Source organism: Klebsiella sp. Ech2A, assembly GCF_030078455.1.
GTDB lineage: Bacteria > Pseudomonadota > Gammaproteobacteria > Enterobacterales > Enterobacteriaceae > Klebsiella > Klebsiella terrigena.
In genome coordinates, this window is sequence record NZ_JAQGFU010000019.1 from 21,273 (window position 1) to 43,276 (window position 22,004).

Consider the following 22,004-nt stretch of genomic DNA (forward strand, 5'->3'; position numbering starts at 1 on the left):
GAGAGCCAGGTCACGCTTCGCTGGCGGTTCTCGGTGCCTGGGCGTTTAAAAACGGCAGCAGCAGCAGCGCCGAAATGCCGGCGGCGATGGTGATCACCACAAAAAAACCGCTCCAGTGCCAGACGTCCATCACCTGCGCCAGCGGCCAGCCGGAGAGCGAGGCCCCCAGATAGGCAAACAGCCCGACAAACCCGGTTGCCGCACCCGCTGCGTCCCGGTGCGAGCACTCCGCCGCCGCCATGCCGATCAGCATCTGCGGGCCGAAGACAAAGAAGCCGGTGGTAAAGAAGCAGGCGGCCTGCATCACGTAGCTGGCAAACGGCATCAGCCACAGGCCACCTACCGAGAGCATTATCCCGGCGGCAAAAATCAGGTTCATCGGCCCGCGGTTGCCGTTGAACAGCTTGTCCGAGCCCCAGCCGGCCACCAGCGCGCCGATAAACCCGCCCAGCTCAAACATGGTCACCGCCGAGTTGGCGGTCACCAGATTGACCCCCAGGGTCTCCGACATATAGAGATTGCCCCAGTCGTTAATCGCCGCCCGCACCACGTAAACCAGCACGTAGCACAGCGATAGCAGCCAGATATAGGGGTTTGTTAGTACGTACTTGTAGAGGATCTCCCTGCGCGTCAGGCCCTGCCCCTCCTGCTGCTGGGCGATCTCCAGCTCATCGTGACGCCAGTCGCCTACCGCAGGCAGCCCCACCGCCTGCGGCCGGTCGCGCAGCCGCCAGCAGAGAAACAGCCCGGCGAGGATTGCCAGCATCCCGGCAATCATCATCCCGGCGCGCCAGCCGTAGTGCAGCGCCGCGGCGCCGATGACCATCGGGATCAGCGCGCCGCCGACGTTGTGGGCGGTGTTCCACAGCGCCCACCAGCCGCCGCGCTCGGTACGGGAGTACCAGGACGTCAGCAGACGGGCGCATACCGGCGAGCCCCAGCCCTGGAAAAAGGCGTTCAGCGCCCACAGCAGCGCAAAGGCCCACAGCGAGGTGGAAAAGCCGAACAGGATATTGACCACGCCGGTCGCAATCAGGCCGAGGCCCATAAAGTAGCGGGCGTTGGAGCGGTCGCTGACGATGCCGGATAAAAATTTAGACAGCCCGTAGGTGATGTAAAACAGCGTCGCCAGCAGGCCGATGTCGCTGCGGGTCAGCACGCCGCTGGTAAGAATTTCCGGCACCGCGGCGTTGAAGCTTTTGCGCGTGAAGTAGAACAGCGCGTAGCCCAGCCAGATGGTCAGCAGAATATGGCGCCGCCAGTAGCGGTAGCGCTCGTCGAGGGCCTGCTTATCGACTATCGGCGCGGCGTCAGGGGGAGATTTCATAAAGGTAAACATCTTCGTTCCTCAGGCGTAGCGCAGCGGCAGACTGACGCAGACGCGCGTGCCGTGGGTGCAGGAAATGGTTAAGGTCCCGCCCAGCGCCGTCACGCGCTCGCGCATGCCGATCAGGCCAAAGCCGTGCTGTCCGGTGCCCGGCGGCAGCCCGCTGCCGTCATCCTCAAGCACCAGCATCAGCCGATCGTCCTGCTGCCAGCCCTGCAGCGTAACCGCGCTGGCGCTGGCGTGCTTCACGATATTATTCAGCCCCTCCTGGCAGACGCGGAACAGGGTGACGCGCTGGCTCTCACTCAGCGCGGGTTCATCGATGCGCCAGTCGAGGTGGCTGACTATCCCGCGATCTTCGAGCTCCATTTCGCGCATCAGCGAACGTACCGCCTGTTCAAGGGTCAGATCGTCCAGCTGCCGCGGGCGCAGGCGCCCCAGCAGGCGACGCACCGAGTCATAGACGCCCAGGGAGAGCTGCTCGATGAGCTGGCTGCTCTGCCTGACGCCGCCGTTCTCCGGCGCCAGGCGCTGGACGATCCCGGCCTGGGTACGGATGGCGGTGATAGTCTGGCCGATATCGTCGTGCAGCTCGCGCGCCACGTCGCGGCGCACGCTCTCTTCGGTTTCCAGCAGCCGCTCCGCCAGCCGGCGGTTGCGCGCCAGCTCGCTTTGCAGCGACTGGTTCAGCTCGCGCAGGCGCTGAATGCCAGCCCCCAGCAGCAGGCCGGTCAGGCTTTGCGCCAGCAGGGAGAGCAGTAAATCCACCGGATGGTCGTGCCAGGTCTGGCTGGCGATAAGGGCAATCGCGTTCATCAGGGCGGCAATCAGCGCCCCCTGCCAGCCGTAGTGCCAGGCGAGGGCGATAATCGGCAGCGCCAGGCAAAACGGCGTAAAGCGCGAGAGCTCGGCGGGCAGCCCCAGCTGCAGCCACAGGCTGACCATAAACAGCAGCAGATACCAGATCAGATGCCGCCCGCGCCAGTTCACCGGTTGCGAAACCAGCGCGGGCCCCAGCGGACGCCAGACGGTGCTGGTGAGGTAGTGCCAGATGACCAGGCAGGTTGGCGCCAGCGTCAGGCCGCCGGTCAACGTCAGCAGCAGGGCGTTGAGGCCGTCGCTGCCTTCGCCGAGCCACGGCAGCGATTGCAGCAGCGCGGCGGCGATCAGCGCGCCGCCCTGGCGCAGCAGGGTCAGCCAGTCGCGCTGCTGGCGATAGCGCGAAATCAGCGCCACCGGCAGCAGGGTCAGCAGACCGCCGATCGTCAATATTATCGGATGGGCCAGCGCCACTTCCTGCGCCAGCCAGAAGATCAGCAGCCATTCCGCCCCCAGCAGTACCGGCCAGTAGCCGCGCGGGCACTGCAGCATCAGGCCAAGGCGCAGACCGAAGGGAAAGAGCAGCACCGCGAGGTCCGGGCGCGCCACCACGTGAAGGCTGATGCTCCACAGGCAGAACCACGCGGCGGAGAAGATAAAGAAGCAGCCGACGACCGAGAACAGTCGCGAGAATAGCGCCTTCACTGCCAGCTATCGAACATGCGTCGCGCCAGCTCAACGTCGTTGCTGACGCCGAGCTTTTCCAGCAGGTTAGCGCGATGAACGTGGACGGTCTTTGGCGATAGCCCAAGCTCGGCGGCAATCTCCTTCACCGCCATCCCCTGGGCCAGCTTTTCCGCCACCTGCCGCTCGCGCCTGGTGAGCGGGTCCTGGCGGCCGGCCGCCAGCTTCATGGCGATATCCGGCGTCAGGTAGCAGCCGCCGGTCGCCACCGTGCGGACGGCGGCAATCAGCTCATCCGGACTGCAGCGTTTGGAGAGAAAGCCGCGAGCGCCGGCGTTCAGCGCCTGCTCCACCAGCGCCGGGCTGTCGTGGACCGAGAGCATAACGGTCGCGATGCCTTTGGGCAGCTGGCTCAGCAGCTCGAGGCCCGAGATATCCGGCATCGAAATATCGCAAATGCAGACCTGCACGCCGCGGCCCGGCAGACCCGCCAGCGCCTCGCGGCCGGAGCCGAACTCCGCCACCACCTGGAAATCGGTTTCCAGCGCCAGCAGCTGCGCAAAACCGGAGCGGACGATGAGATGATCGTCAATAAGGGCAATGGAGGTCATGGCGTTTCCTGGCGGATAAAAAAACGCGCTTACCTTAACGATAAGCGCGTTGCTGTTCAAGCCTTGAGCACTATTATCCGCCTCAGCCGCCGATGCCGGTGGTCACGCTGAAGGCGCGGGTCTGCTGCGGAGCCAGCGAGATCAGGCTGCCGTTACGCTGCGCCGCCAGAAATCCTTCGGGACGACAGGTGGCCGGCAGCGCAAAAGCCGCCACCTGCTGATCGCCGTTATAGAGGATCCAGCGGGTCACATAGTTCAGCTCCGCGCTGGAGAAGCGGGTGATGAACGTGGTGCCATCCGGGGCCGTCATGCGGAATTCCGGCCTGTCGGTGTAGCGATCCAGCCTGTCGGCGAAAAAGACGATTTCCGGGTCGTAATCGTCCGGCTCGTTCAGCGCGGCCAGCGACGCCTCCCCTTGCAGAATACGCCGGTTGAACGCCAGCCACCGCTCGGTCGGCCGCACGTGGGCCGGTACCGATTCGCGCAGCGCGAGCGCGTCGTCGGGGATATTCTGGCTGAAGCAGGCCCCGGCGACATAGGCATAGTTCATATGGCACATATACTGCAGCGGCATCGCAACGGAGGCGAGGTTGGTGACCGCCATGTGAATATCAAACAGCGCGCTCTCTTTATGCACGACCACCGCAGGCTGCGCCCGATAGTGATGACCGAAGCCCATGACGTATTCATAGCGCCCCGTCACCCGCAGGCTCTCCTCCTCCAGCTCCAGCCAGGCTTCATCCATCGCGGCGCAGGCCATCTCGCCGTGCAGCGGATGCGTATCCTCCGGCGAAGGGCAGCCGTTCGCCAGCAGCCCGGAGTGGAAGGCGAAGCAGCCGTAGGTGGCGACCACTTCCGCCGCCGGCTTCGGCTCGCTGAACATATTGCGCATCGTCAGGTCGCGGCCGTCGAACTCCGCGTCCCAGATCATTTGCCCCAGCCAGGGCAGAATGACCAGGTGGCCGCGCGAGTTCTCTACCCGCAGGCCCTCTACGCCGCTGGCGTAGCGGAACGCGGTGACCGTAAAGGCATCGTTTGCCAGCAGTACCCGAGGATGCTCGGTAAACAGCTGGCGCCATAGGGTTAAACGTGTCGTCATGATGATTTTCCTCAGGAGGCCGTCGCTTCGGTCAGGGCGCGGCGCGCTTTGCACTCACGCCAGAAGTAGACGCCCACGTAGATGAAGCACAGCATCGGCACCAGGAACGACACCTGCAGGGAGTGGAACATGTCCGCAACGTAGCCCTGAATCGCCGGCACCACCGCCGCGCCGATAATCGCCATCACAATCACCGCTCCGGCCATTTCGGTATGCTCGTTATCAACCGTATCGAGGGTCCCGGCATAGATGGTTGCCCAGCAGGGTCCAAACAGAACGCTCACCAGCACCGCCACGTACACCGCGCTGAAGCTCGGCGCCAGCGCCACGTAGGCGAGGAAGAGCGCGCCGATCGCCGAGTAGATAATCAGCACCTTTTCCGGCGTGAAGCGCGTCATCAGGATGTTGGCAATGAACTTGCCGATGAAGAAGCAGGCGAAGCTGTAGACCATAAAGGTTGAGGCATCGCGCTCGTTGATATCCCCCAGCTCAAGCGCCAGGCGAATCGTGAACGACCAGACGGTGACCTGCATACCGACGTAGAGGAACTGGGCGATAATCCCGTGACGGAAGCGGGCGTTGCTCGCCAGGTAGCGCAGAGTGTCGAGCGCCGACGGACGCTTATGATTCGCCGTCTGCGCCACTTTGCAGGTCGGGAAGCGGGTCAGCAAGAACAGCACCATTACCACCACCAGTACCATGATCATGTACTTGTAGGGCTCAAGGGTGTTTTCCAGCATCAGGATTTTAAAGTTATGGATCTGCTCGGCGTTCATGCCCGCCATCTGTTTTTCGAGGCTTTCACCGTCGGAAAAGACCAGATATTTGCCCAGCAGGATCCCGGCAGCGGCGCCAATCGGATAGAAGGTCTGGCTGATATTCAGGCGCAACGTCGCCTGCGCTTTTGGCCCGATCATTGAGCTGTAGGTGTTCGCCGCCGTTTCAAGGAAGCTCAGGCCGATAGCAATGGCGAAAATCGCGGCCAGGAACATGGTGTAGGTTGCCATGTGCGAGGCCGGGAAAAAGAGCGTACAGCCGACGATATAAAGCGTCAGGCCGGTTAAAATCGCCACCTTATAGCTGGTTTTTTTAATCACTAACGAGGCTGGAATGGCAATTAAAAAATAACCGCCATAAAACGCACTTTGTACCAGCGCCGAGGCAAAGTTACTCAACGCAAATACGCTTTTAAACTGCGTGATTAAAATATCATTTAATGCCGCAGCGCATCCCCATAGCGGGAATAAACAGGATAACAAAATAAACTGGAACAGAGGGGTTTTATTCAGATAGCCATCGGCCATCTGAACGATATTTTTATCGTTCATAGTGCTACCTTTTACAGTGCAGAGGGTTATTCGTTTAACGCCAGATATTCATTGAATTGCTCAATACTGGGATAAGACGATTGGGTACCTTTGCCGGTGACGCTGAAGGCGGCAAAGAGCGAGGCTTTTTTCATCGCGGCTTCAACATCGCCGCTCTGGACGTAGTAATGCGCAAAACAGCCGATAAAGGCGTCGCCGGCGCCGCTGGTATCAACCGCGCTGACCTTAAACGCCGGAACGTGAACGTCCCGATCGCGCGTCATCCATAGCGCACCTTTCTCACCCATGGTGACAATAATATTGTTAAGCCCTTTTTCGACGAGGCTGCGGGCGGCGGCGCGAATATTATCGTAAGTATCCACGGGGAGTCCGGTTAATATTTCAAGCTCGGTTTCATTAGGGACGAAAAAGTCACATTTGCAGGCATAGGACATATCTAATTCACGCAGCGCTGGCGCCGGATTTAATAAGACTTCGATGCCGTGTTTTTTACCAAACTCAATGGCGTGATAAACCGTTTCCAGCTGAACCTCAAGCTGTAAAACAATCAGCTGACACTTTTTTAAATCTTCGGCAGCGCGGTCAATATCCTCCGGGGAGAGAAACTTATTGGCGCCTTTAATAATCAGAATACTGTTGCTGGAGTTGGCGTTAACAAAAATCGGCGCCACGCCGCTGCTGGTACAGGGGACTTTTTCAACGTAGGTCGTATTGATGCCCCAGGACTCGAGGTTACGAATCGTGTTATCGGCAAAGATGTCGTCGCCAACCTTGGTCAGCATCAGGACTTTGGAGTTAAGCTTGGCTGCCGCGACGGCCTGGTTGGCGCCTTTACCGCCGCAGCCAATTTTAAAAGAGGGCGCCTCGAGGGTTTCCCCCTCTTTAGGCATCTGATTGGTGTAGGTGATCAGATCCACCATATTTGAGCCGATAACCGCGATATCCATTTTACTACCCCTTAGAAACAATCATATAACAATGATATTATAGTAACATTATCATGTTACTTTCGTATCATTTGTGACCAGGATCGCGATTGCAGAATCACAGCCTGTTTATTTAACAACCAGCCTCGTTCAGGGGCTCTTCATGCTCGTAACACAACCAATACGGACATCAACAATAAGATGTTGAAAATAAAATAGTTATAATTATAGGGTCGCGTTCTTCCCCGCTTTTAATTCTTGATAGCCCACAGTATAGTAGTGTGAATGCAGAATGTTTCGACGAACGAATAATGTTACTAAAGGAACATTTTCGCCCAAACTCGCGGAGAAGGTGAATGGAAACAAAGCAAAAAGAACGTATCCGGCGTCTGATGGAGCTGCTCAAGAAAACCGACCGCATTCATCTTAAAGAAGCCGCGCGGATGCTGGAAGTTTCGGTAATGACCATTCGTCGGGATCTCAGCCTCGAGAATGACGAACCGCTGCCGCTGACGCTGCTGGGCGGCTACGTGGTGATGGTGAACAAGCCCTCATCGCCCTCGGTCGGCGCTCCGCCGGCGGGCAAAAGCCCCCACCACCGGGACGATTTATCCGTCGCCATCCTCGCCGCCGGGCTGGTCAGCGAAAACGACCTGGTCTTTTTCGATAACGGCAGCGAGATGCCGCTGGTGATTGGCATGATCCCGGATGACATTACCTTTACCGGGATCTGCTATTCGCACCGGGTGTTTGCGGCGCTGAATGAAAAGCCTAACGCCACCGCGATCCTCTGCGGCGGCACCTATCGGGCCAAGAGCGATGCGTTTTATGATGCCAACAACCCCTCGGCGCTCGATTCACTGAATCCGCGGAAGGTGTTTATCTCCGCCAGCGGCGTGCACGACCATTTTGGCGTGAGCTGGTTTAACCCCGACGATCTCACCACTAAACGTAAGGCGCTGGATCGCGGGTTACGCAAAATCCTGCTCGCACGCTACGCGCTGTTCGATGAGGTCGCGCCCGCGAGCATCGCCCCGCTATCGGCCTTTGATGTCCTGATCAGCGATCGTCCCCTGCCGGCAGACTACGCCCTGCACTGCCGGAACGGGTCGGTAAAAGTCATCACGCCGGATTCGACGAGCGACTAGTTCACTCGAAAAAGACGGCGATTTTATTAAACATGGAAGGAACGGACTGATTGCGCGTCACCTTCTCGACGTCTTCCAGCTTGTCGATTTGGCTGATCATCTGCTCGAGACGCTGGTCGTTATTGACCAGCAGCCAAATGTGGCTCTGATTGCTGTTTTGAATCGGCAGGCAGAGGATACCTTCCACGTTGAAGGCGCGACGGGCGAACAGGCCGCAAACATGGGTCATGACCCCAGGGTGGTTGCGTACGGTGAGTTCCAGAATAACGTTGTCATGAGTCTGCTGTTGCATGGTTTATTCCCCCACCATTTCTGTATTTGCCGCACCCGGCGGTACCATCGGATAAACTTTTTCTTCGGCATCGATTCGCACATGAATCAGCGCCGGGCCAGGGCGGTCAATTATCGCCTGCAGCGCCGCCTGCGGATCGGCTTCATGATTTAAGTCGCAGGTTTGCAGGCCGAAGCCGGCGGCAATCTGCATAAAGTTAATCATCCCCGGATAGGTGGCGGCAAACACGCCCTGCGGGTAGAACAGGCTCTGCTGCTGATGCACCAGGCCCAGCGCTTCGTTGTTCATCAGTATGATTTTTACGTCGAGCTGATTTTCAGCGGCGGTGGCCATCTCCTGAATGTTCATCATCAGGCTGCCGTCGCCGGAGAAGCAGATAACCTTCCGCTGCGGGTTCGCCAGGGCTGCGCCAACCGCCGCCGGCAGGCCAAAGCCCATCGTACCCAGGCCGCCTGAGGTCAGCCACTGGCGGGGGCGATTCAGCGGATAGGCCTGCGCGGTCCACATCTGGTGCTGGCCGACGTCGGTGGTAATAATCGCTTCATCATCCACGCAGGCGGCGACGGCATTGATCAAACCGTAATGAGAGAGCGGGTCCTGCTGCTGCGGGATGGTGCACGGGAACTCGCGCTGCAGATCGGCAACCAGCTGGCGCCATTCGCTGCGCGGCTGCGCTTCAACCTGTGGGATCAGCTGCGCCAGAACCTCGGCAACATCGCCCTGGATTGCGACGTGCGGCTGTTTGATTTTGCCCAGCTCGGAGCGGTCGATATCGACGTGAATAATCTGCGCATTCGGGCAGAACTGCTCGGTTTTACCAATCGCCCGGTCATCAAAACGAGCGCCTAAAACAATCAGTAAATCAGCCTCTTGCAGCGTAAAGTTGGTGCTACGCGCGCCGTGCATGCCGAGCATGCCCAGCGACAGCGGGTGCGCCTTTGGCAGCATGCCCAGCGCCATCAGGGTCATGGTGGTCGGCAGGTTGGCTTTTTCCGCCAGCTGGCGGACCTGCTCCGGAGCATTCATCACCCCGCCGCCCAGATAGAGCACCGGGCGCTTAGCGGCATTAATCATCGCCGCCGCTTCGCGTACGCTGGCGCCGTCAAACTCAGGCGCCGCCGTGCGAACGCCGGGCTCGGGTAATACGTCCAGTTCGATGGTTGCGGTCTGTACGTCCTTAGGAATATCTATCCACACCGGCCCCGGGCGCCCGGACTGCGCAATGCGAAAAGCGTCGCTTATCACCTGCGGCAGTTCGGCAATGTCGCGAACCAGGTAGTTGTGCTTAGTGATGGGGATAGAGATGCCGTAGGTATCGACTTCCTGGAACGCATCGGTGCCGATCATCGAGGCCGGCACCTGGCCGGTAATGCAGACCAGCGGGATTGAATCCAGACGCGCGTCGGCGATGGCGGTGATCAGGTTCGTCGCCCCCGGGCCGCTGCAGGCCATACAAACCGCCGGCTTGCCCTCGGTGCGCGCCATGCCCTGGGCGATAAATCCGGCCCCCTGCTCGTGACGCGCCAGAATATGGCGAATCTGCTTGCTTTGGCTTAACGCGTCGTAAACCGGAAGAATAGAGCCGCCCGGAATACCCGTTACCGTGGTGATCCCCTGACGTTCCAGTAAATGAACAACTAACTGCGCGCCGGTAAAGCGCATTTTGTGTGATGCTGTGCCCGAACTTGCCATGCTCCAGTCCTTTTATTCTGAGCCGACCTACCGGGCGAGGGTCGAAAAAAAACCCCGCTCGGTTTGCGCCGGCGGGGTTTGGAATCGTGTTGTTCCGGACCCTACGGCGCATTGCCGACGACCACCACACGCACGACGACCACCGCGGCAGGCGCGGTTTTTAGTAGGGTCGAAGTCAGCATGGAAGCGTTCATTAGGGGCCTTTGAGTCGAAAAATTAACTGAATTTATACAAACACAGCCGCGGCCATTAAACAATGGATTTATTTTCAACCACGGAAATTTGCGCAGAGGATCACAATTTTTTAACCCGGCGTCAGAAAGCAAAAAACCCCGCCGCAGCGAGGTTTTTTTCAGCATTTTTGCGGCTGGTAACCGCAAGCACACTGTATTACGTCAACGGCAAAAGTATACGCGTTCGCGGAAGTTCACGCAATTTTAGCCAGGGTTTTTCATAAAATAGAGTATGGATCGGCGGTGGATTTTTGTCGAGAAAAATACTGTTTATTTATACAGTGAATGCTTATACTGAAAGCGTTCACTCTGTGCCATTCGGGGGCCGCATGTTTACCGGCGCAATCAAGTCCTGGCTGAAACGGGTGGTGCCGTCAGCGCCTTAACCCTGAAAGAGCACACTGTGTTACGTCAACAAATACGCTAATGCCTTCCGGGCACGGCAACGTGTTCAGGCAGGCGGCGTAGACCCTGGCTGGCAACAGGCGGCGGAAAGGTACGCCAGCCGGCTGTGCTCCTTTACCGAGGAGACGCGTATGGGCACGATGGATATTATTGTTCTTATCCTGAAACTCATGGTTGCCCTGTTGCAACTGCTTGATGCTGTCCTGAAACAGTTCCGCTGATTCAGGTTCAGGTCGCACCTGAGAGGGGCGGGAAACCGCCCCTCTACAGGAGGTCTCCCTTTACCTGCGCCAACTGATGGAGAAACGTATGCCACCGCTGCTGATTGCTGCCACCACGCCGGACGACGCCGGCTTTCTCGCCCTGCGTAGCGAAAGCCTCGCCCAGCACTTTAATATGCTGCGCCGCCTGGCGGAGAACTGGCAGAGCGGAGAAAACCGCTTTAACGCGCCGGGAGAAAAGCTGCTTGGGGCCTTCCGTGGTGGAGAGCTGGTGGGCGTTTGTGGGCTGAACGCTGACGCCTACAGCCAGCAGCCGCGGGCCGGGCGCATTCGTCATCTGTACATCGGCGAGCGCTACCGGCGCCAGGGCGTCGGGCAGCAGCTGCTGGTGGCGGTTATCACCCATTCCGGCACCTGGTTCGATTTTCTTAATACCCACGCGCCGTCGTCGGCGTGGCCGTTCTATGAAAGCCTGGGGTTTCGTCCGGTTTACGATGAGCCGCGGGTAACGCATCGCCTGTTCTGCTCGCTGTAGCCGCCTCTGGCTGGGCGAAATGACGCATGTTACAGTTTCACTACCTTGTCCCGACAGTGCCCCACCCTGATGACGATAAACGTTTTCTGCATTCTGCTGTTCGCCGCCCTGCTGCACGCTAGCTGGAATGCGATCGTCAAGGCGAGCGGCGATAAGATGTACGCGGCAATCAGCGTGAGCGGTTCGGCGGCGGTTATTGCCCTGCTGCTGCTGCCTTTCGCACCGCAGCCGACCCTCGCCAGCGCGCCGTATCTGCTGCTTTCCAGCGCTCTGCAGGTGGTTTACACCGTGCTGGTAGCAAAAACCTACCAGGTGTCGGACATGAGCCAGACCTATCCGCTGATGCGCGGCACGGCGCCGCTGCTGGTGGCGATAGTGAGCGTTGCATTCCTCGGCGACCGCCTCTCCCCTCTGGCATGGGCGGGCATCGGAGTCATCTGTCTGGCGATCCTGGCGATGGCCTACAACGGGCGCGCCAGCTCGCGCCGCGGCGTGGTGCTGGCGCTGATTAACGCCTGCTTTATTGCCGGCTATACCCTGGTTGATGGTACCGGCGTCAGGCTCTCCGGCTCTGCGCTGGGCTACACGCTGTGGTCCTTTTTGATGAACGGAAGCTGCCTGCTGGGCTGGGCGACGATCGCTCGTCGGCGTGAAGTCAGCCGCTATCTGCGCCAGCACTGGCACAAGGGGCTGCTCGGAGGCGTCAGCACCATGGGCTCCTACGGCCTGGCGCTGTGGGCCATGACCCAGGCGCCGCTGGCGGTGGTTGCCGCGCTGCGTGAAACCTCGATTCTGTTCGGCGCGCTCATCGCCTTCGTGCTGCTTAAAGAGCGGGTCATACCGCTGCGCATTGCCGCCGCCTGCGGCATCGCGGCCGGCGCGATCCTGCTGCGCCTCTCTTAGCGGATCATGGCAACATTAGTTGCCGATTATTGTTTACAAAACCTGCCTTTAATTCCCCGACAATCGCCGCCGGGTGGTTGTTCTGTCATTTTTATGTGGTAGATTCCTCCATCGTTTACCGGATGTGCCAGTCACATATTCTTCATTTATCTCTACTAACAAAGTATTCATCGACATGAAACGGCATAAGAACTTCAATTTGTTGTTGATGCTGGTCGTGCTGGTGGCCGTTGGCCAGATGGCGCAGACCATATATATTCCGGCGATTGCCGACATGGCCGTCTCGCTCAACGCCCGCGAGGGCGCCGTGCAGAGCGTGATGGCGGCCTACTTGCTGACCTACGGCGTATCGCAGCTCTTTTACGGGCCGCTGTCCGACCGCGTGGGGAGACGCCCGGTGATTCTGGTCGGCATGTCTATCTTTATGCTGGCGACGCTGGTTGCCATTACCACCCATAGCCTGACGGTGCTGATTGTCGCCAGCGCGATTCAGGGCATGGGCACCGGCGTCGGCGGCGTCATGGCGCGTACCCTGCCGCGCGATCTATACGAAGGCGCGCAGCTCAGGCACGCCAACAGCCTGCTAAATATGGGGATTCTGGTCAGCCCGCTGCTGGCACCGCTGCTTGGCGGGATCCTCAATACCCTCTGGAGCTGGCGCGCCTGCTACGCCTTCCTGCTGGTACTGTGCGCCGTGGTGACCTTCAGCATGGCGCGCTGGATGCCGGAAACCCGCCCGGCCGGCGCGCCGCGAACCCGCCTCGCCACCAGCTACAGAACGCTTTTCGGCAACGGCGCGTTCAACTGCTATCTGCTGATGCTGGTTGGCGGCCTCGCGGGAATTGCCGTTTTCGAGGCCTGCTCCGGCGTGCTGATGGGCGCCGTGCTGGGCCTGAGCAGCATGGCGGTCAGCATCCTGTTTATTTTGCCGATCCCGGCGGCCTTCTTCGGCGCCTGGTTCGCCGGGCGTCAGAACAAGCGCTTCCCGACGCTGATGTGGCAATCGGTGATTTGCTGCCTGCTGGCGGGAATTATGATGTGGATCCCGGGGCTGATGGGCGTCATGACCGTCTGGACGCTGCTGGTGCCGGCCGCGCTGTTCTTCTTCGGTGCCGGCATGCTGTTTCCGCTGGCAACCAGCGGCGCAATGGAGCCGTTCCCGTTCCTCGCCGGTACCGCCGGCGCGCTGGTTGGCGGCCTGCAGAATATCGGCTCCGGCGTCCTGGCCTGGCTATCGGCCATGATGCCGCAGACCGGCCAGGGCAGCCTCGGATTGCTGATGATGCTGATGGGGCTGCTGATTATGCTGTGCTGGCTGCCGCTGGCGTCACGCTTTAGCCGCCATCAGCAGCCGGTTTAGGGCTTCGGCGATTCTCCCCGGGCCGGTCGCGATGCGTCCTGCCTGGGCTCCCCATCCGGCTGCTAAGCCTGCACCCGGCTCTGCAGCCAGTGGATAAAGGCATCGATTTTTGGCCACTGGCGGCCCGGGAGCGTGGTCACATAGTAGTGCTGGTGGCATTTCAGCGTCATTTCGCCAAACGGCGCGATCAGCTCCCCGCTTTCCAGCCGCTTTTGCACCAGCCTTTTGCGCCCCATCGCCACGCCGACGTGGTTCATCGCCGCTATCACCGCTAAATCGGAACGATCGAAGCCAATCCCCGACGATTGCGGCATAGTCATCCCAAACTGCTGCGCCCAGCTAAACCACTCGTCGGTGCCGGAGTCGTTGCTCCAGGCCTGGCGATCGTGCAGCAGCGTGCAGTGCTGGAGGTTATCGGGATTCTGCTGCAGCTGGTGCTGGCGGGCATAGTCCGGGCTGCATACCGGCACAATCGCCTCGTCCATCAGAAAGTGGTGGCTGAGCTGCGATGACGGCAAATCGTCGAAGTAGATAGCCAGGTCGATGCCGGCGCGCTGCATATTGACGTTATCGTTGCCGGTCAGCACGGTCAGCGAGATCGACGGGTAGCGGCGGGTAAAGTCGCCCAGCGCCGGGACCAGCCAGCACTGGGCAATCGACGGCCGCGAGTAGACCGTCAGGGTGCCGGACAGCTCCTGATTTTTGATATCCAGGATCTCCTGATTGAGGCTATCGAGGGATGACTTGAGCGCCCAGAACACCCGCCTGCCTTCGTGGGTCAGCTCCACCTTGCGGTGCGAGCGCACGAACAGCTGAATACCCAGCTCCTCTTCAAGCTGGTTCATGCGGTGGCTCACCGCGCTGGGCGTCAACGATAGCTCTTCCGCCGCCAGGGCAAAAGATTCGTGCCGCGCGGCCACCTCAAAGGTATAGAGCTTTGACAGCTGCCAGCCGTTGAGCAGCCGGTTACCCCTCTCTTGTTGCGCATCCATCCTGCGTCTCCCCCGATTTTATCAGCGCTGATTGTAAAGAAAACGGCCGCCTATCGCCGCCTTAAAGATGAATAAAAGTGACCCATAACGAAAAACAACGCCATTTTTAGACATCAATCACTCATTTGATTCAATCTAATTCACCTGAAGAGCCAATTATATCGTTTGTCAGCCGGTGGCGTTTTTCTGTTCAATAAGCGCAGATTATTCACAGGCGAGGTGGGGTATGGAGTCGCAGATTTGGGTTGTGAGCACGCTGCTGATAAGCATCGTGCTGATCGTGTTAACTATAGTCAAACTGAAGTTTCACCCCTTCCTGGCGCTGCTGTTAGCCAGCTTTTTTGTCGGCGCAATGATGGGGATGAGCCCGCTGGATATGGTGAACGCCATTGAAAGCGGGATTGGCGGAACCCTGGGCTTCCTTGCGGCGGTCATCGGCCTCGGCACTATCCTGGGTAAAATGATGGAGGTCTCCGGCGCCGCAGAGCGTATCGGCCTGACGCTCCAGCGCTGCCGCTGGCTATCGGTTGACGTCATTATGGTGCTGGTGGGCCTGATTTGCGGGATTACGCTGTTTGTGGAAGTTGGCGTCGTGCTGCTGATCCCGCTGGCATTCTCCATTGCCAAAAAGACCCACACCTCGCTGCTGAAGCTGGCGATTCCGCTGTGTACCGCGCTGATGGCCGTCCACTGCGTGGTTCCGCCGCATCCGGCCGCGCTGTTCGTTGCCAATAAGCTCGGCGCCGATATCGGGACGGTTATCGTCTACGGCCTGCTGGTCGGGCTGGTGGCCTCGCTGGTTGGCGGCCCTCTGTTCCTTAAGCTCCTCGGCAATCGCCTGCCGTTTAAGCCGGTTCCCGCCGAGTTTTCTAACCTGGAAGTTCGTCAGGAAGAGACGCTGCCGTCGCTCGGCGCTACGCTCTTTACTATCCTGCTGCCTATCGCGCTGATGCTGGTAAAAACCGTTGCCGAGCTGAATATGACCAGGGGCGGCACGCTGTACATGCTGCTGGAGTTTATCGGTAACCCGATCACCGCCATGTTTATTGCCGTCTTCGTGGCTTACTACATTCTCGGCATCCGTCAGCATCTCGGAATGAGCGTCCTACTGACCCATACCGAGAACGGCTTTGGTTCAATTGCCAATATCCTGCTGATTATCGGCGCCGGCGGCGCGTTCAACGCGATACTGAAAACCAGCGGCCTGGCGGACTCGCTGGCGGTGATCCTGTCGAACCTGCATATGCACCCCATCCTGCTGGCCTGGCTGGTGGCGCTGATCCTGCACGCGGCGGTCGGCTCGGCCACCGTCGCGATGATGGGCGCAACCGCCATCGTTGCTCCGATGCTGCCGCTTTATCCCGGCGTGAGTCCGGAGATCATCGCCATTGCCATCGGTTCTGGCGCAATTGGCTGCACGATCGTCACCGATTCCCTGTTCTGGCTGGTCAAACAATACTGCGGAGCGAGCCTGAGCGAGACGTTTAAATACTATACAACGGCCACATTTATCGCATCCTTACTTGCGCTGGCCTGCACGTTCCTGCTTTCTTTCATCATCTGAGCGCCAAGAGACGTAATATGAAAAACGCTGACATGACCACTTTAATCGCACAGTTCCCGCTGCTGAAGGATCTGATTGCCCTGAAAGAAACCGCCTGGTTTAACCCGGCAACCACCGCTCTGGCCGAGGGGTTACCCTACGTCGGCCTGACCGGCGAAGACGTCCAGGACGCCCGCGCCCGCCTCGATCGCTTTGCGCCGTATCTGGCGCAGGCTTTCCCGGAAACCGCGGCTACCGGCGGGATAATTGAATCCGAGCTGGTGGCAATCCCGGCCATGAAGGCGCGGCTGGAGCAGGAATTTGCGCAGCCGGTGGCGGGCGAGCTGCTGCTGAAAAAGGACAGCCATCTGCCCATCTCCGGCTCAATTAAAGCGCGAGGTGGCATTTATGAGGTGCTGACCCATGCGGAAAAGCTGGCGCTGGAAGCCGGTCTGCTCACCGCTGCGGACGACTACAGCAGGCTGCTAACGCCTGAATTTAAACAGTTCTTCAGCCAGTACAGCATCGCCGTCGGCTCCACCGGGAACCTCGGAATGTCGATTGGCATCATGAGCGCGCGCATCGGCTTTAAGGTCACCGTGCATATGTCCGCCGACGCCCGGGCGTGGAAAAAAGCCAAGCTGCGCAGCCACGGCGTGACGGTGGTGGAGTACGATCAGGATTACGGCGTGGCGGTTGAGCAGGGGCGTAAAGCCGCCGAATCAGACCCTAACTGCTTCTTTATCGACGACGAAAACTCGCGCACGCTGTTCCTCGGCTACGCCGTTGCCGGCGAGCGTCTGAAGGCCCAGTTTGCTCAGCAGGGCCGGGTGGTCGATGCCGACCATCCGCTGTTCGTCTATCTGCCATGCGGCGTGGGTGGTGGCCCTGGCGGGGTGGCGTTTGGCCTCAAGCTGGCCTTCGGCGACCACGTGCGCTGCTTCTTCGCCGAACCGACCCACTCTCCCTGCATGCTGCTCGGGGTCTATACCGGGCTGCACGACGCGATTGCGGTCCAGGATTTAGGTATCGATAACCTCACCGCCGCCGACGGGCTCGCCGTTGGCCGCGCGTCGGGATTCGTCGGCCGGGCAATGGAGCGCCTGCTCGACGGCCTCTATACCCTCGACGACCAGACGATGTACGACATGCTGGGCTGGCTGGCGCAGGCGGAGAATATCCGCCTCGAGCCTTCGGCGCTGGCGGGCATGGCCGGGCCGCAGCGCGTGTGCGCCAGCGCGGCGTACCAGCAGATGCACGGCTTTAGCCCGGAGCAGATGCAGAACGCCACCCACCTGGTGTGGGCCACCGGCGGCGGCATGGTGCCGGAAGAAGAGATGGCGCAGTACCTGGCGAAGGGCCGCTAGCCCGTCGTCAGCGCAGCAGCGGCATCAGCTCGGCGGGCGAGCGCTGCTGGCTTTGTAAGTCACGCATGACGCGCATATAGGGCGCGCTCATGCTGTAAAACTGGCGATAGCCCGCGCACAGCGGGTTTGGGCTATTTTGCGCATTCAGCGGCGGGCAATCACCGCCGCATAACCTCAGCCACGGACAGTCGCGACAATCCGGCGTAACCGGCGCACCGGCGGGACGCACCGCTTCCCCGCACCAGCCGCGCAGAGCGCTCTCAAAGGGCAAAATCACCATCCGGCCGATATCCTCGCGTACCCAAATGGCAAAAACCGCGCACAGAAAATCCCCCCAGGCCTCGGCATCCTGTGGCTGAAGCTGCGGAACAAAGCGGATCGCTGAAACGCCCTGCTGGCGTAGCTGGTGATAATATTCCTGCGGGCTCAGGCAGTGATGGCGATAAATATTGACGTCCAGTACCTTCAGCTCTCTCTCTGCGGCACTCCTCCTGTGGCAACGTCCTGTCATGTCACATCCTTAATGAATAAAACAATCTGCCGTAGATGAGTTACAGCAAACATTAACGCCAGCGAAAGCACTGCGAGGGAGATCAAAAATTTGTCACGTACCGCCCGGGATTGTGCAAAATCGCTCTCGCTGATATCCATCAGGTTGCGGCTGCGGGTATAGCGCCAGAGAATAATGGCTACGGCAACCAGCACGCCAATCGACAGCCAGAACAGCGCCCCCGCGCTGTGCCAGTTATGCTTGATAGCCAGCGCCATCAGCGCCCCGTAGCCCAGCAGCGTGCGAAACCAGGCCAGCGACGTGCGCTCCGGCTGCAGGCCAGGGTCGCGCTCCCGCCGCATCCGTCGCCTATCCACCGTAGAGCACCAGTCCCGTCACCACCACGACCACAAGCAGCAGCAGAATGCTGATCGCCAGCAGCGTTCTGGTGTAGGGCAGATCCTGCTTCAGACGCATCGCCTTTTCATTACTCAGCCAGCGCAGATAGCCGTAAATGGCCAGGCCACCGGCAAACAGGCACAGCAGCAGCGCCAGCACCTCGCGGATCAGCGGCGTGGCAAAGTCGGGCGCCAGCTGATCGAGGCCGACCCCGGCGGCGAGAAAGCCCAGTGCCGTGCGGATCCAGGCGAGAAAGGTACGTTCATTAGCGAGTGAAAAGCGGTAATCCGGCGCTTCACCCACGCGGGAGATTTTCATCAGGGTTCCTTGTTCGTGCCACGGCCAGGCTCCAGCATAGCCTAATTCATCGCGAACAGGGGAAGAGGGAAAACCGGCACCCAACGGATGCCGGTTAGAGGGAGGGATTAGTGCAGCTCTGGCCAGTACTCTTTATTGGCCGCAATCAGGTCATCAAGGATAGCCTTCGCAACGGAGGCGCTCGGCACGGTTTTCGACAGCGTAATCGCCTGCCACAGCTTGTGGTAGGAGCGATGTTCCCAGGCATCGACCACCAGCTTTTCGACCGCCACCTGCTGGCCCATCATCCCTTTCTGGAAGTTCGGGATGTCGCCCACCGTTAGCGGCTCCGGCCCGTTATGGCCAACCAGGCACGGAATTTCGACCATCGCGTCGGCGTCAAAGTTATGGATAGCGCCATTGTTCGGCACAATCAGCAGCATGCGCTCCTGGGTGTTGAAGGCAATCGCCGCCGCGAGGTCAACGATGTACGAGGCGTGCTCGTCGATCTCCAGATCGCCGGCAGAGGATTTACCGGCGGCAATAATAGCCCGGCAGGCAGTGAAGACGTTTTTCTCGCGATGATCCATGACCTCGTTTGCGCGGGTGCGCTCAGGGTTGGAGTGCGCCACCACATAGTCCGGGAACAGATAATACTTCAGGTAAGTGTTCGGCATGGTGTCCGGATCCAGCGCCTGCACATCTTTTGCCTTGGCAAAGGTATCATTCCAGCTCGCTTCGGTATGCGGGTCGTTTGACGGCGGAACGTAGCCATATTTAGCGACATGTTCACGCAGTTTTGGCATCAGGTCGTTACCCTGCAGATCCTCAATCGACGTCCACCAGCCGAAGTGGTTAAGGCCGTAGTAGCGCACGCGCATCTGCTTGCGGTCTTTCAGGCCGACGATTTGCGCCATTCGCCCTTCGATGCCGATCGGCATATCGCAAATGTTGAGGATTTTCGCATCCGGGCGCAGGCGGCGGGTCGCTTCTGCCACGATGGCCGCCGGGTTGGAGTAGTTAAGCATCCACGCGTTCGGCGAATATTTTTGCATGTAGTCCACCAGCTCCAGCACGCCGCCGATAGAGCGCATACCGTAGGCGATGCCGCCAGGTCCGCAGGTTTCCTGGCCCAGCACGCCGTGACGCAGCGGGATTTTTTCATCTTTTTCACGCATCGGATATTTACCGACGCGAATGTGCGCCATCACGAAATCCACGTCGGTAAAGGCCGCCTGCGGGTCGGTGGTGTAGCTGAACTCAATATCCGGCGCCTGCTCTTTGAGAATAACTTTACAGGCTTCGGCGATAGTCTCCTGCCGCGCGCCGTCGTTGTCATAAAATTTCAGCGCCCGCAGCGGGAAACGGTCCTGGTTCGCTAACAGCATTAATACGATGCCCGGGGTAAAGGTACTGCCGCCGCCTGCGATAACAACTGAGAATTTCTTCATGATACTGCCTCCGTCATGGTGTTTTGTTCGGTCTGTAGAGAATCTTTGATAAGGGTTTCAAGCTGGTCGCGAACCTGAGGAACGTGCAGGCCAACGATGACCTGAATTCCGTTGCCGCGCCGCACCACTCCGTGGGCGCCCAGCGCTTTAAAGACGTCGTCACTTTGCGTTTTCGCCATATCGACCAGCGTGATACGCAGTCGGGTGGCGCAGTTATTGATGCTCTCGATATTGCTCGCCCCGCCCAGCGCCTGCAGGAAGCCTGCGGCCTGGCCGAGCTTGGTCTCCGTCGCGCCCGCGGCGCTGGTTTTGCCGCGCGCCGCCTGGTAGTCGGCCTTGCTGTAGAGCTTGATTTCACTCTCTTCCCGTCCCGGCGTTTTCAGGTTGAGGCGCAGGATCAGGGTGCGGAAAATAACGAAGTAGATACCGGTGAAGCATGCCCCGACGCCGATCTGGATAAACATCATCGAGGCGTGGTTGTGGAACATCGGGATCCAGTTTTGCGGCAGGAACTGATCCAGCAAACCGCCGCCAAAATTGCCTACCACGCCGCACATATACATCACCGTCGCCATCGTCGCCGCCAGCACGGCGTGCACGGCGAACAGCAGCGGAGAGATAAACAGGAAGGTGAACTCCAGCGGTTCGGTAATGCCGACCAGCATGGCGGTCAGGGTGGCCGGTATCAGCAGGCCGGCAACCTTGACGCGGTTTTCCGGGGCGGCGGTAAAGTAGAGCGCCAGCGCAATACCCACCGAGCCAAAGACCTTCGAGTTGCCGTGCAGGGCGAAGCCGCCTTCCGGGAACAGGGCCTTCAGCGGCTCGGTGCTCTGACTGAACTCCTGCAGATGCTGCGCCCAGTACATCTGGATGCCGCCTTCCACCACCGCCGGGCCGAAGATAAACGGACCGTAGACAAAATGGTGCAGGCCGGTTGGGATCAGGATCCGCTCAAGGAAAATATAAACCCAGACCCCGAGCGCCCCGGCCGAGCGTAAAAACGCCTGCAGAGATTCAATACCCATCTGCACCTTCGGCCAGCCGAGCAGCGTCAGCCAGGCGCAGGGGATCATCGCCAGGAATGCCACGATGACGACAAACGAAGAGCCCTGGAAAATACCGAGGAAAACCGGCAGCGGTTTATCAAAATAGCGGTTATGAATCGCGGTCACGAAGCCGGAAATAACAATTGCGCCAATGATGCTGGTATCCAGCGTTTTAATTCCGGCGATCGTTGCCAGGCCGCTGCCGGCGGTGGGTTCGGCGGAGAAGTCGACGCCGAAGAAATGGCCCCAGGTCATCCCCATCGCGTTAATGAAGTAGTTCCAGGTGAGGAAGCTGACCAGCACCGCGAGACAGGCCCGGCCCTGCGCCTGTTTAGCGAGGCCAATCGGCAGGCCGACGGCGAAAATCAGCGGCATATTACGAAATACCGTCCAGCCGCCCTCTTCAATAATGTGAACGATTTGCGCAAATAAATTATCGGGGGCCGTAAGCGCTTCGCCGACAAACATCGGGTTGCGCAACATAATGGCAATCCCGACCACGATCCCGGCAAACGGAAACAGCAAAACCGGGGTAAACATGGCGCCGCCAAAACGTTGTATTTGACTGAGCATTTTAAAATCCTCATTTAACAACCAGTAGGGTTAGAGGCCTTATTTGTCTTGAGTATCGGCCTAAAGCGAGAATAGGAATTTACCCGTCATCCAACATGCAATGTCGGTGCGATTCGTGATCGCTTTCATGGTTTTAATTACAGCGATGTTGTCTACTTTTGGAATAAAACATAGACAACAACAATGCCACCCATCTCCAGCCTGTAAAAATGTCAGCGTATTCATATGTAATTTAATGATTTTAAATACGAAACAGAGGTTTG

22 protein-coding genes are annotated in these 22,004 nt (G+C 59.2%); 7 read left to right on the forward strand and 15 right to left on the reverse strand.

Going from position 1 to position 22,004, the window contains the following annotated elements:
• Positions 1-10: 10 nt before the first annotated feature.
• The 6 genes from uhpC to rbsK form a co-directional block, all read right to left on the reverse strand.
• Positions 11-1,339, reverse strand: coding sequence for an MFS transporter (gene uhpC / locus PFH44_RS06735; RefSeq protein ID WP_045853773.1), 1,329 nt, complete (start codon positions 1,337-1,339; stop codon positions 11-13).
• A gap of 9 nt (positions 1,340-1,348) precedes the next feature.
• Positions 1,349-2,830, reverse strand: a complete 1,482-nt coding sequence (gene uhpB, locus PFH44_RS06740; protein WP_161795660.1) for a signal transduction histidine-protein kinase/phosphatase UhpB — start codon at positions 2,828-2,830, stop codon at positions 1,349-1,351.
• A gap of 17 nt (positions 2,831-2,847) precedes the next feature.
• Positions 2,848-3,441: a transcriptional regulator UhpA gene (gene uhpA / locus PFH44_RS06745; RefSeq protein ID WP_128876863.1), complete on the reverse strand. Its 594-nt coding sequence runs from the start codon at positions 3,439-3,441 to the stop codon at positions 2,848-2,850.
• Positions 3,442-3,523: 82 nt separating this feature from the next.
• A complete protein-coding gene (locus PFH44_RS06750; protein WP_283824624.1) occupies positions 3,524-4,540 on the reverse strand; it encodes an aldose 1-epimerase family protein in 1,017 nt (338 codons plus the stop codon).
• Positions 4,541-4,551: 11 nt separating this feature from the next.
• Positions 4,552-5,868, reverse strand: a complete 1,317-nt coding sequence (gene fucP / locus PFH44_RS06755) for an L-fucose:H+ symporter permease (RefSeq protein ID WP_283824625.1) — start codon at positions 5,866-5,868, stop codon at positions 4,552-4,554.
• A gap of 26 nt (positions 5,869-5,894) precedes the next feature.
• A complete protein-coding gene (gene rbsK, locus PFH44_RS06760) occupies positions 5,895-6,815 on the reverse strand; it encodes a ribokinase (protein ID WP_041143306.1) in 921 nt (306 codons plus the stop codon).
• Positions 6,816-7,150: 335 nt separating this feature from the next.
• Between rbsK and PFH44_RS06765 the strand changes: the two genes are divergently transcribed.
• On the forward strand, positions 7,151-7,942 hold the full coding sequence (locus PFH44_RS06765; RefSeq protein WP_045853769.1) for a DeoR family transcriptional regulator: 792 nt from the start codon (positions 7,151-7,153) through the stop codon (positions 7,940-7,942).
• Position 7,943: 1 nt separating this feature from the next.
• Here the strand turns inward: PFH44_RS06765 and ilvN are convergent, their stop codons facing one another.
• The 3 genes from ilvN to ivbL form a co-directional block, all read right to left on the reverse strand.
• Positions 7,944-8,234, reverse strand: a complete 291-nt coding sequence (gene ilvN / locus PFH44_RS06770) for an acetolactate synthase small subunit (RefSeq protein ID WP_283824626.1) — start codon at positions 8,232-8,234, stop codon at positions 7,944-7,946.
• Between the two features lie 3 nt (positions 8,235-8,237).
• On the reverse strand, positions 8,238-9,926 hold the full coding sequence (gene ilvB, locus PFH44_RS06775; protein ID WP_283824627.1) for an acetolactate synthase large subunit: 1,689 nt from the start codon (positions 9,924-9,926) through the stop codon (positions 8,238-8,240).
• Positions 9,927-10,027: 101 nt separating this feature from the next.
• Entirely contained in the window at positions 10,028-10,120 is a 93-nt protein-coding gene (gene ivbL, locus PFH44_RS06780) for an ilvB operon leader peptide IvbL (RefSeq protein ID WP_283824635.1), read from the reverse strand.
• Positions 10,121-10,695: 575 nt separating this feature from the next.
• Here ivbL and tisB point away from each other — a divergent pair.
• From tisB to emrD, 4 genes are all read left to right on the forward strand, one after another.
• Positions 10,696-10,785, forward strand: a complete 90-nt coding sequence (gene tisB, locus PFH44_RS06785) for a type I toxin-antitoxin system toxin TisB (RefSeq protein WP_072051767.1) — start codon at positions 10,696-10,698, stop codon at positions 10,783-10,785.
• Positions 10,786-10,873: 88 nt separating this feature from the next.
• A complete protein-coding gene (locus PFH44_RS06790; RefSeq protein ID WP_128876859.1) occupies positions 10,874-11,320 on the forward strand; it encodes a GNAT family N-acetyltransferase in 447 nt (148 codons plus the stop codon).
• A 69-nt stretch (positions 11,321-11,389) separates the two neighbouring features.
• A complete protein-coding gene (locus tag PFH44_RS06795; protein ID WP_283824628.1) occupies positions 11,390-12,223 on the forward strand; it encodes a DMT family transporter in 834 nt (277 codons plus the stop codon).
• Positions 12,224-12,398: 175 nt separating this feature from the next.
• Positions 12,399-13,583, forward strand: a complete 1,185-nt coding sequence (gene emrD, locus PFH44_RS06800) for a multidrug efflux MFS transporter EmrD (RefSeq protein WP_045853765.1) — start codon at positions 12,399-12,401, stop codon at positions 13,581-13,583.
• 62 nt (positions 13,584-13,645) lie between these two features.
• Here emrD and dsdC read toward each other — a convergent pair whose 3' ends face one another.
• Positions 13,646-14,575, reverse strand: a complete 930-nt coding sequence (gene dsdC / locus PFH44_RS06805) for a DNA-binding transcriptional regulator DsdC (protein ID WP_045853764.1) — start codon at positions 14,573-14,575, stop codon at positions 13,646-13,648.
• Positions 14,576-14,801: 226 nt separating this feature from the next.
• On the opposite strand from dsdC, the gene dsdX reads away from it, so the two are divergent.
• Both dsdX and dsdA read left to right on the forward strand, forming a co-directional pair.
• Complete coding sequence (gene dsdX / locus PFH44_RS06810) at positions 14,802-16,139, forward strand: D-serine transporter DsdX (RefSeq protein WP_237372191.1); 1,338 nt, start codon at positions 14,802-14,804, stop codon at positions 16,137-16,139.
• A gap of 17 nt (positions 16,140-16,156) precedes the next feature.
• On the forward strand, positions 16,157-17,485 hold the full coding sequence (dsdA, locus tag PFH44_RS06815; RefSeq protein WP_283824629.1) for a D-serine ammonia-lyase: 1,329 nt from the start codon (positions 16,157-16,159) through the stop codon (positions 17,483-17,485).
• 7 nt (positions 17,486-17,492) lie between these two features.
• On the opposite strand, the gene PFH44_RS06820 is transcribed toward dsdA, so the two are convergent.
• The 5 genes from PFH44_RS06820 to PFH44_RS06840 form a co-directional block, all read right to left on the reverse strand.
• On the reverse strand, positions 17,493-17,933 hold the full coding sequence (locus PFH44_RS06820; RefSeq protein WP_283824636.1) for a radical SAM protein: 441 nt from the start codon (positions 17,931-17,933) through the stop codon (positions 17,493-17,495).
• Positions 17,934-17,992: 59 nt separating this feature from the next.
• A complete protein-coding gene (locus tag PFH44_RS06825; protein ID WP_045853760.1) occupies positions 17,993-18,337 on the reverse strand; it encodes a DUF202 domain-containing protein in 345 nt (114 codons plus the stop codon).
• 7 nt (positions 18,338-18,344) lie between these two features.
• A complete protein-coding gene (locus PFH44_RS06830; RefSeq protein WP_045853759.1) occupies positions 18,345-18,692 on the reverse strand; it encodes a YidH family protein in 348 nt (115 codons plus the stop codon).
• A gap of 107 nt (positions 18,693-18,799) precedes the next feature.
• Positions 18,800-20,122 (reverse strand): 6-phospho-alpha-glucosidase, encoded by a 1,323-nt coding sequence (locus PFH44_RS06835; RefSeq protein ID WP_045853758.1) that lies wholly within the window; start codon positions 20,120-20,122, stop codon positions 18,800-18,802.
• Positions 20,119-21,741, reverse strand: coding sequence for an alpha-glucoside-specific PTS transporter subunit IIBC (locus tag PFH44_RS06840; RefSeq protein ID WP_283824630.1), 1,623 nt, complete (start codon positions 21,739-21,741; stop codon positions 20,119-20,121). Before PFH44_RS06840 ends, PFH44_RS06835 begins: the two co-directional genes overlap by 4 nt.
• Positions 21,742-22,004 lie beyond the last annotated feature (263 nt).

Excerpts from the sequence above, each read along its gene's own strand:
- uhpC (WP_045853773.1), bottom strand. The coding sequence starts at position 1,339 with ATGTTTACCTTTATGAAATCTCCCCCTGACGCCGCGCCGATAGTCGAT.
- uhpA (WP_128876863.1), bottom strand. The coding sequence starts at position 3,441 with ATGACCTCCATTGCCCTTATTGACGATCATCTCATCGTCCGCTCCGGT.
- PFH44_RS06750 (WP_283824624.1), bottom strand. The coding sequence starts at position 4,540 with ATGACGACACGTTTAACCCTATGGCGCCAGCTGTTTACCGAGCATCCT.
- fucP (WP_283824625.1), bottom strand. The coding sequence starts at position 5,868 with ATGAACGATAAAAATATCGTTCAGATGGCCGATGGCTATCTGAATAAA.
- rbsK (WP_041143306.1), bottom strand. The coding sequence starts at position 6,815 with ATGGATATCGCGGTTATCGGCTCAAATATGGTGGATCTGATCACCTAC.
- PFH44_RS06765 (WP_045853769.1), top strand. The coding sequence starts at position 7,151 with ATGGAAACAAAGCAAAAAGAACGTATCCGGCGTCTGATGGAGCTGCTC.
- ilvN (WP_283824626.1), bottom strand. The coding sequence starts at position 8,234 with ATGCAACAGCAGACTCATGACAACGTTATTCTGGAACTCACCGTACGC.
- ilvB (WP_283824627.1), bottom strand. The coding sequence starts at position 9,926 with ATGGCAAGTTCGGGCACAGCATCACACAAAATGCGCTTTACCGGCGCG.
- ivbL (WP_283824635.1), bottom strand. The coding sequence starts at position 10,120 with ATGAACGCTTCCATGCTGACTTCGACCCTACTAAAAACCGCGCCTGCC.
- tisB (WP_072051767.1), top strand. The coding sequence starts at position 10,696 with ATGGGCACGATGGATATTATTGTTCTTATCCTGAAACTCATGGTTGCC.
- PFH44_RS06790 (WP_128876859.1), top strand. The coding sequence starts at position 10,874 with ATGCCACCGCTGCTGATTGCTGCCACCACGCCGGACGACGCCGGCTTT.
- PFH44_RS06795 (WP_283824628.1), top strand. The coding sequence starts at position 11,390 with ATGACGATAAACGTTTTCTGCATTCTGCTGTTCGCCGCCCTGCTGCAC.
- emrD (WP_045853765.1), top strand. The coding sequence starts at position 12,399 with ATGAAACGGCATAAGAACTTCAATTTGTTGTTGATGCTGGTCGTGCTG.
- dsdC (WP_045853764.1), bottom strand. The coding sequence starts at position 14,575 with ATGGATGCGCAACAAGAGAGGGGTAACCGGCTGCTCAACGGCTGGCAG.
- dsdX (WP_237372191.1), top strand. The coding sequence starts at position 14,802 with ATGGAGTCGCAGATTTGGGTTGTGAGCACGCTGCTGATAAGCATCGTG.
- dsdA (WP_283824629.1), top strand. The coding sequence starts at position 16,157 with ATGAAAAACGCTGACATGACCACTTTAATCGCACAGTTCCCGCTGCTG.
- PFH44_RS06825 (WP_045853760.1), bottom strand. The coding sequence starts at position 18,337 with ATGCGGCGGGAGCGCGACCCTGGCCTGCAGCCGGAGCGCACGTCGCTG.
- PFH44_RS06830 (WP_045853759.1), bottom strand. The coding sequence starts at position 18,692 with ATGAAAATCTCCCGCGTGGGTGAAGCGCCGGATTACCGCTTTTCACTC.
- PFH44_RS06835 (WP_045853758.1), bottom strand. The coding sequence starts at position 20,122 with ATGAAGAAATTCTCAGTTGTTATCGCAGGCGGCGGCAGTACCTTTACC.
- PFH44_RS06840 (WP_283824630.1), bottom strand. The coding sequence starts at position 21,741 with ATGCTCAGTCAAATACAACGTTTTGGCGGCGCCATGTTTACCCCGGTT.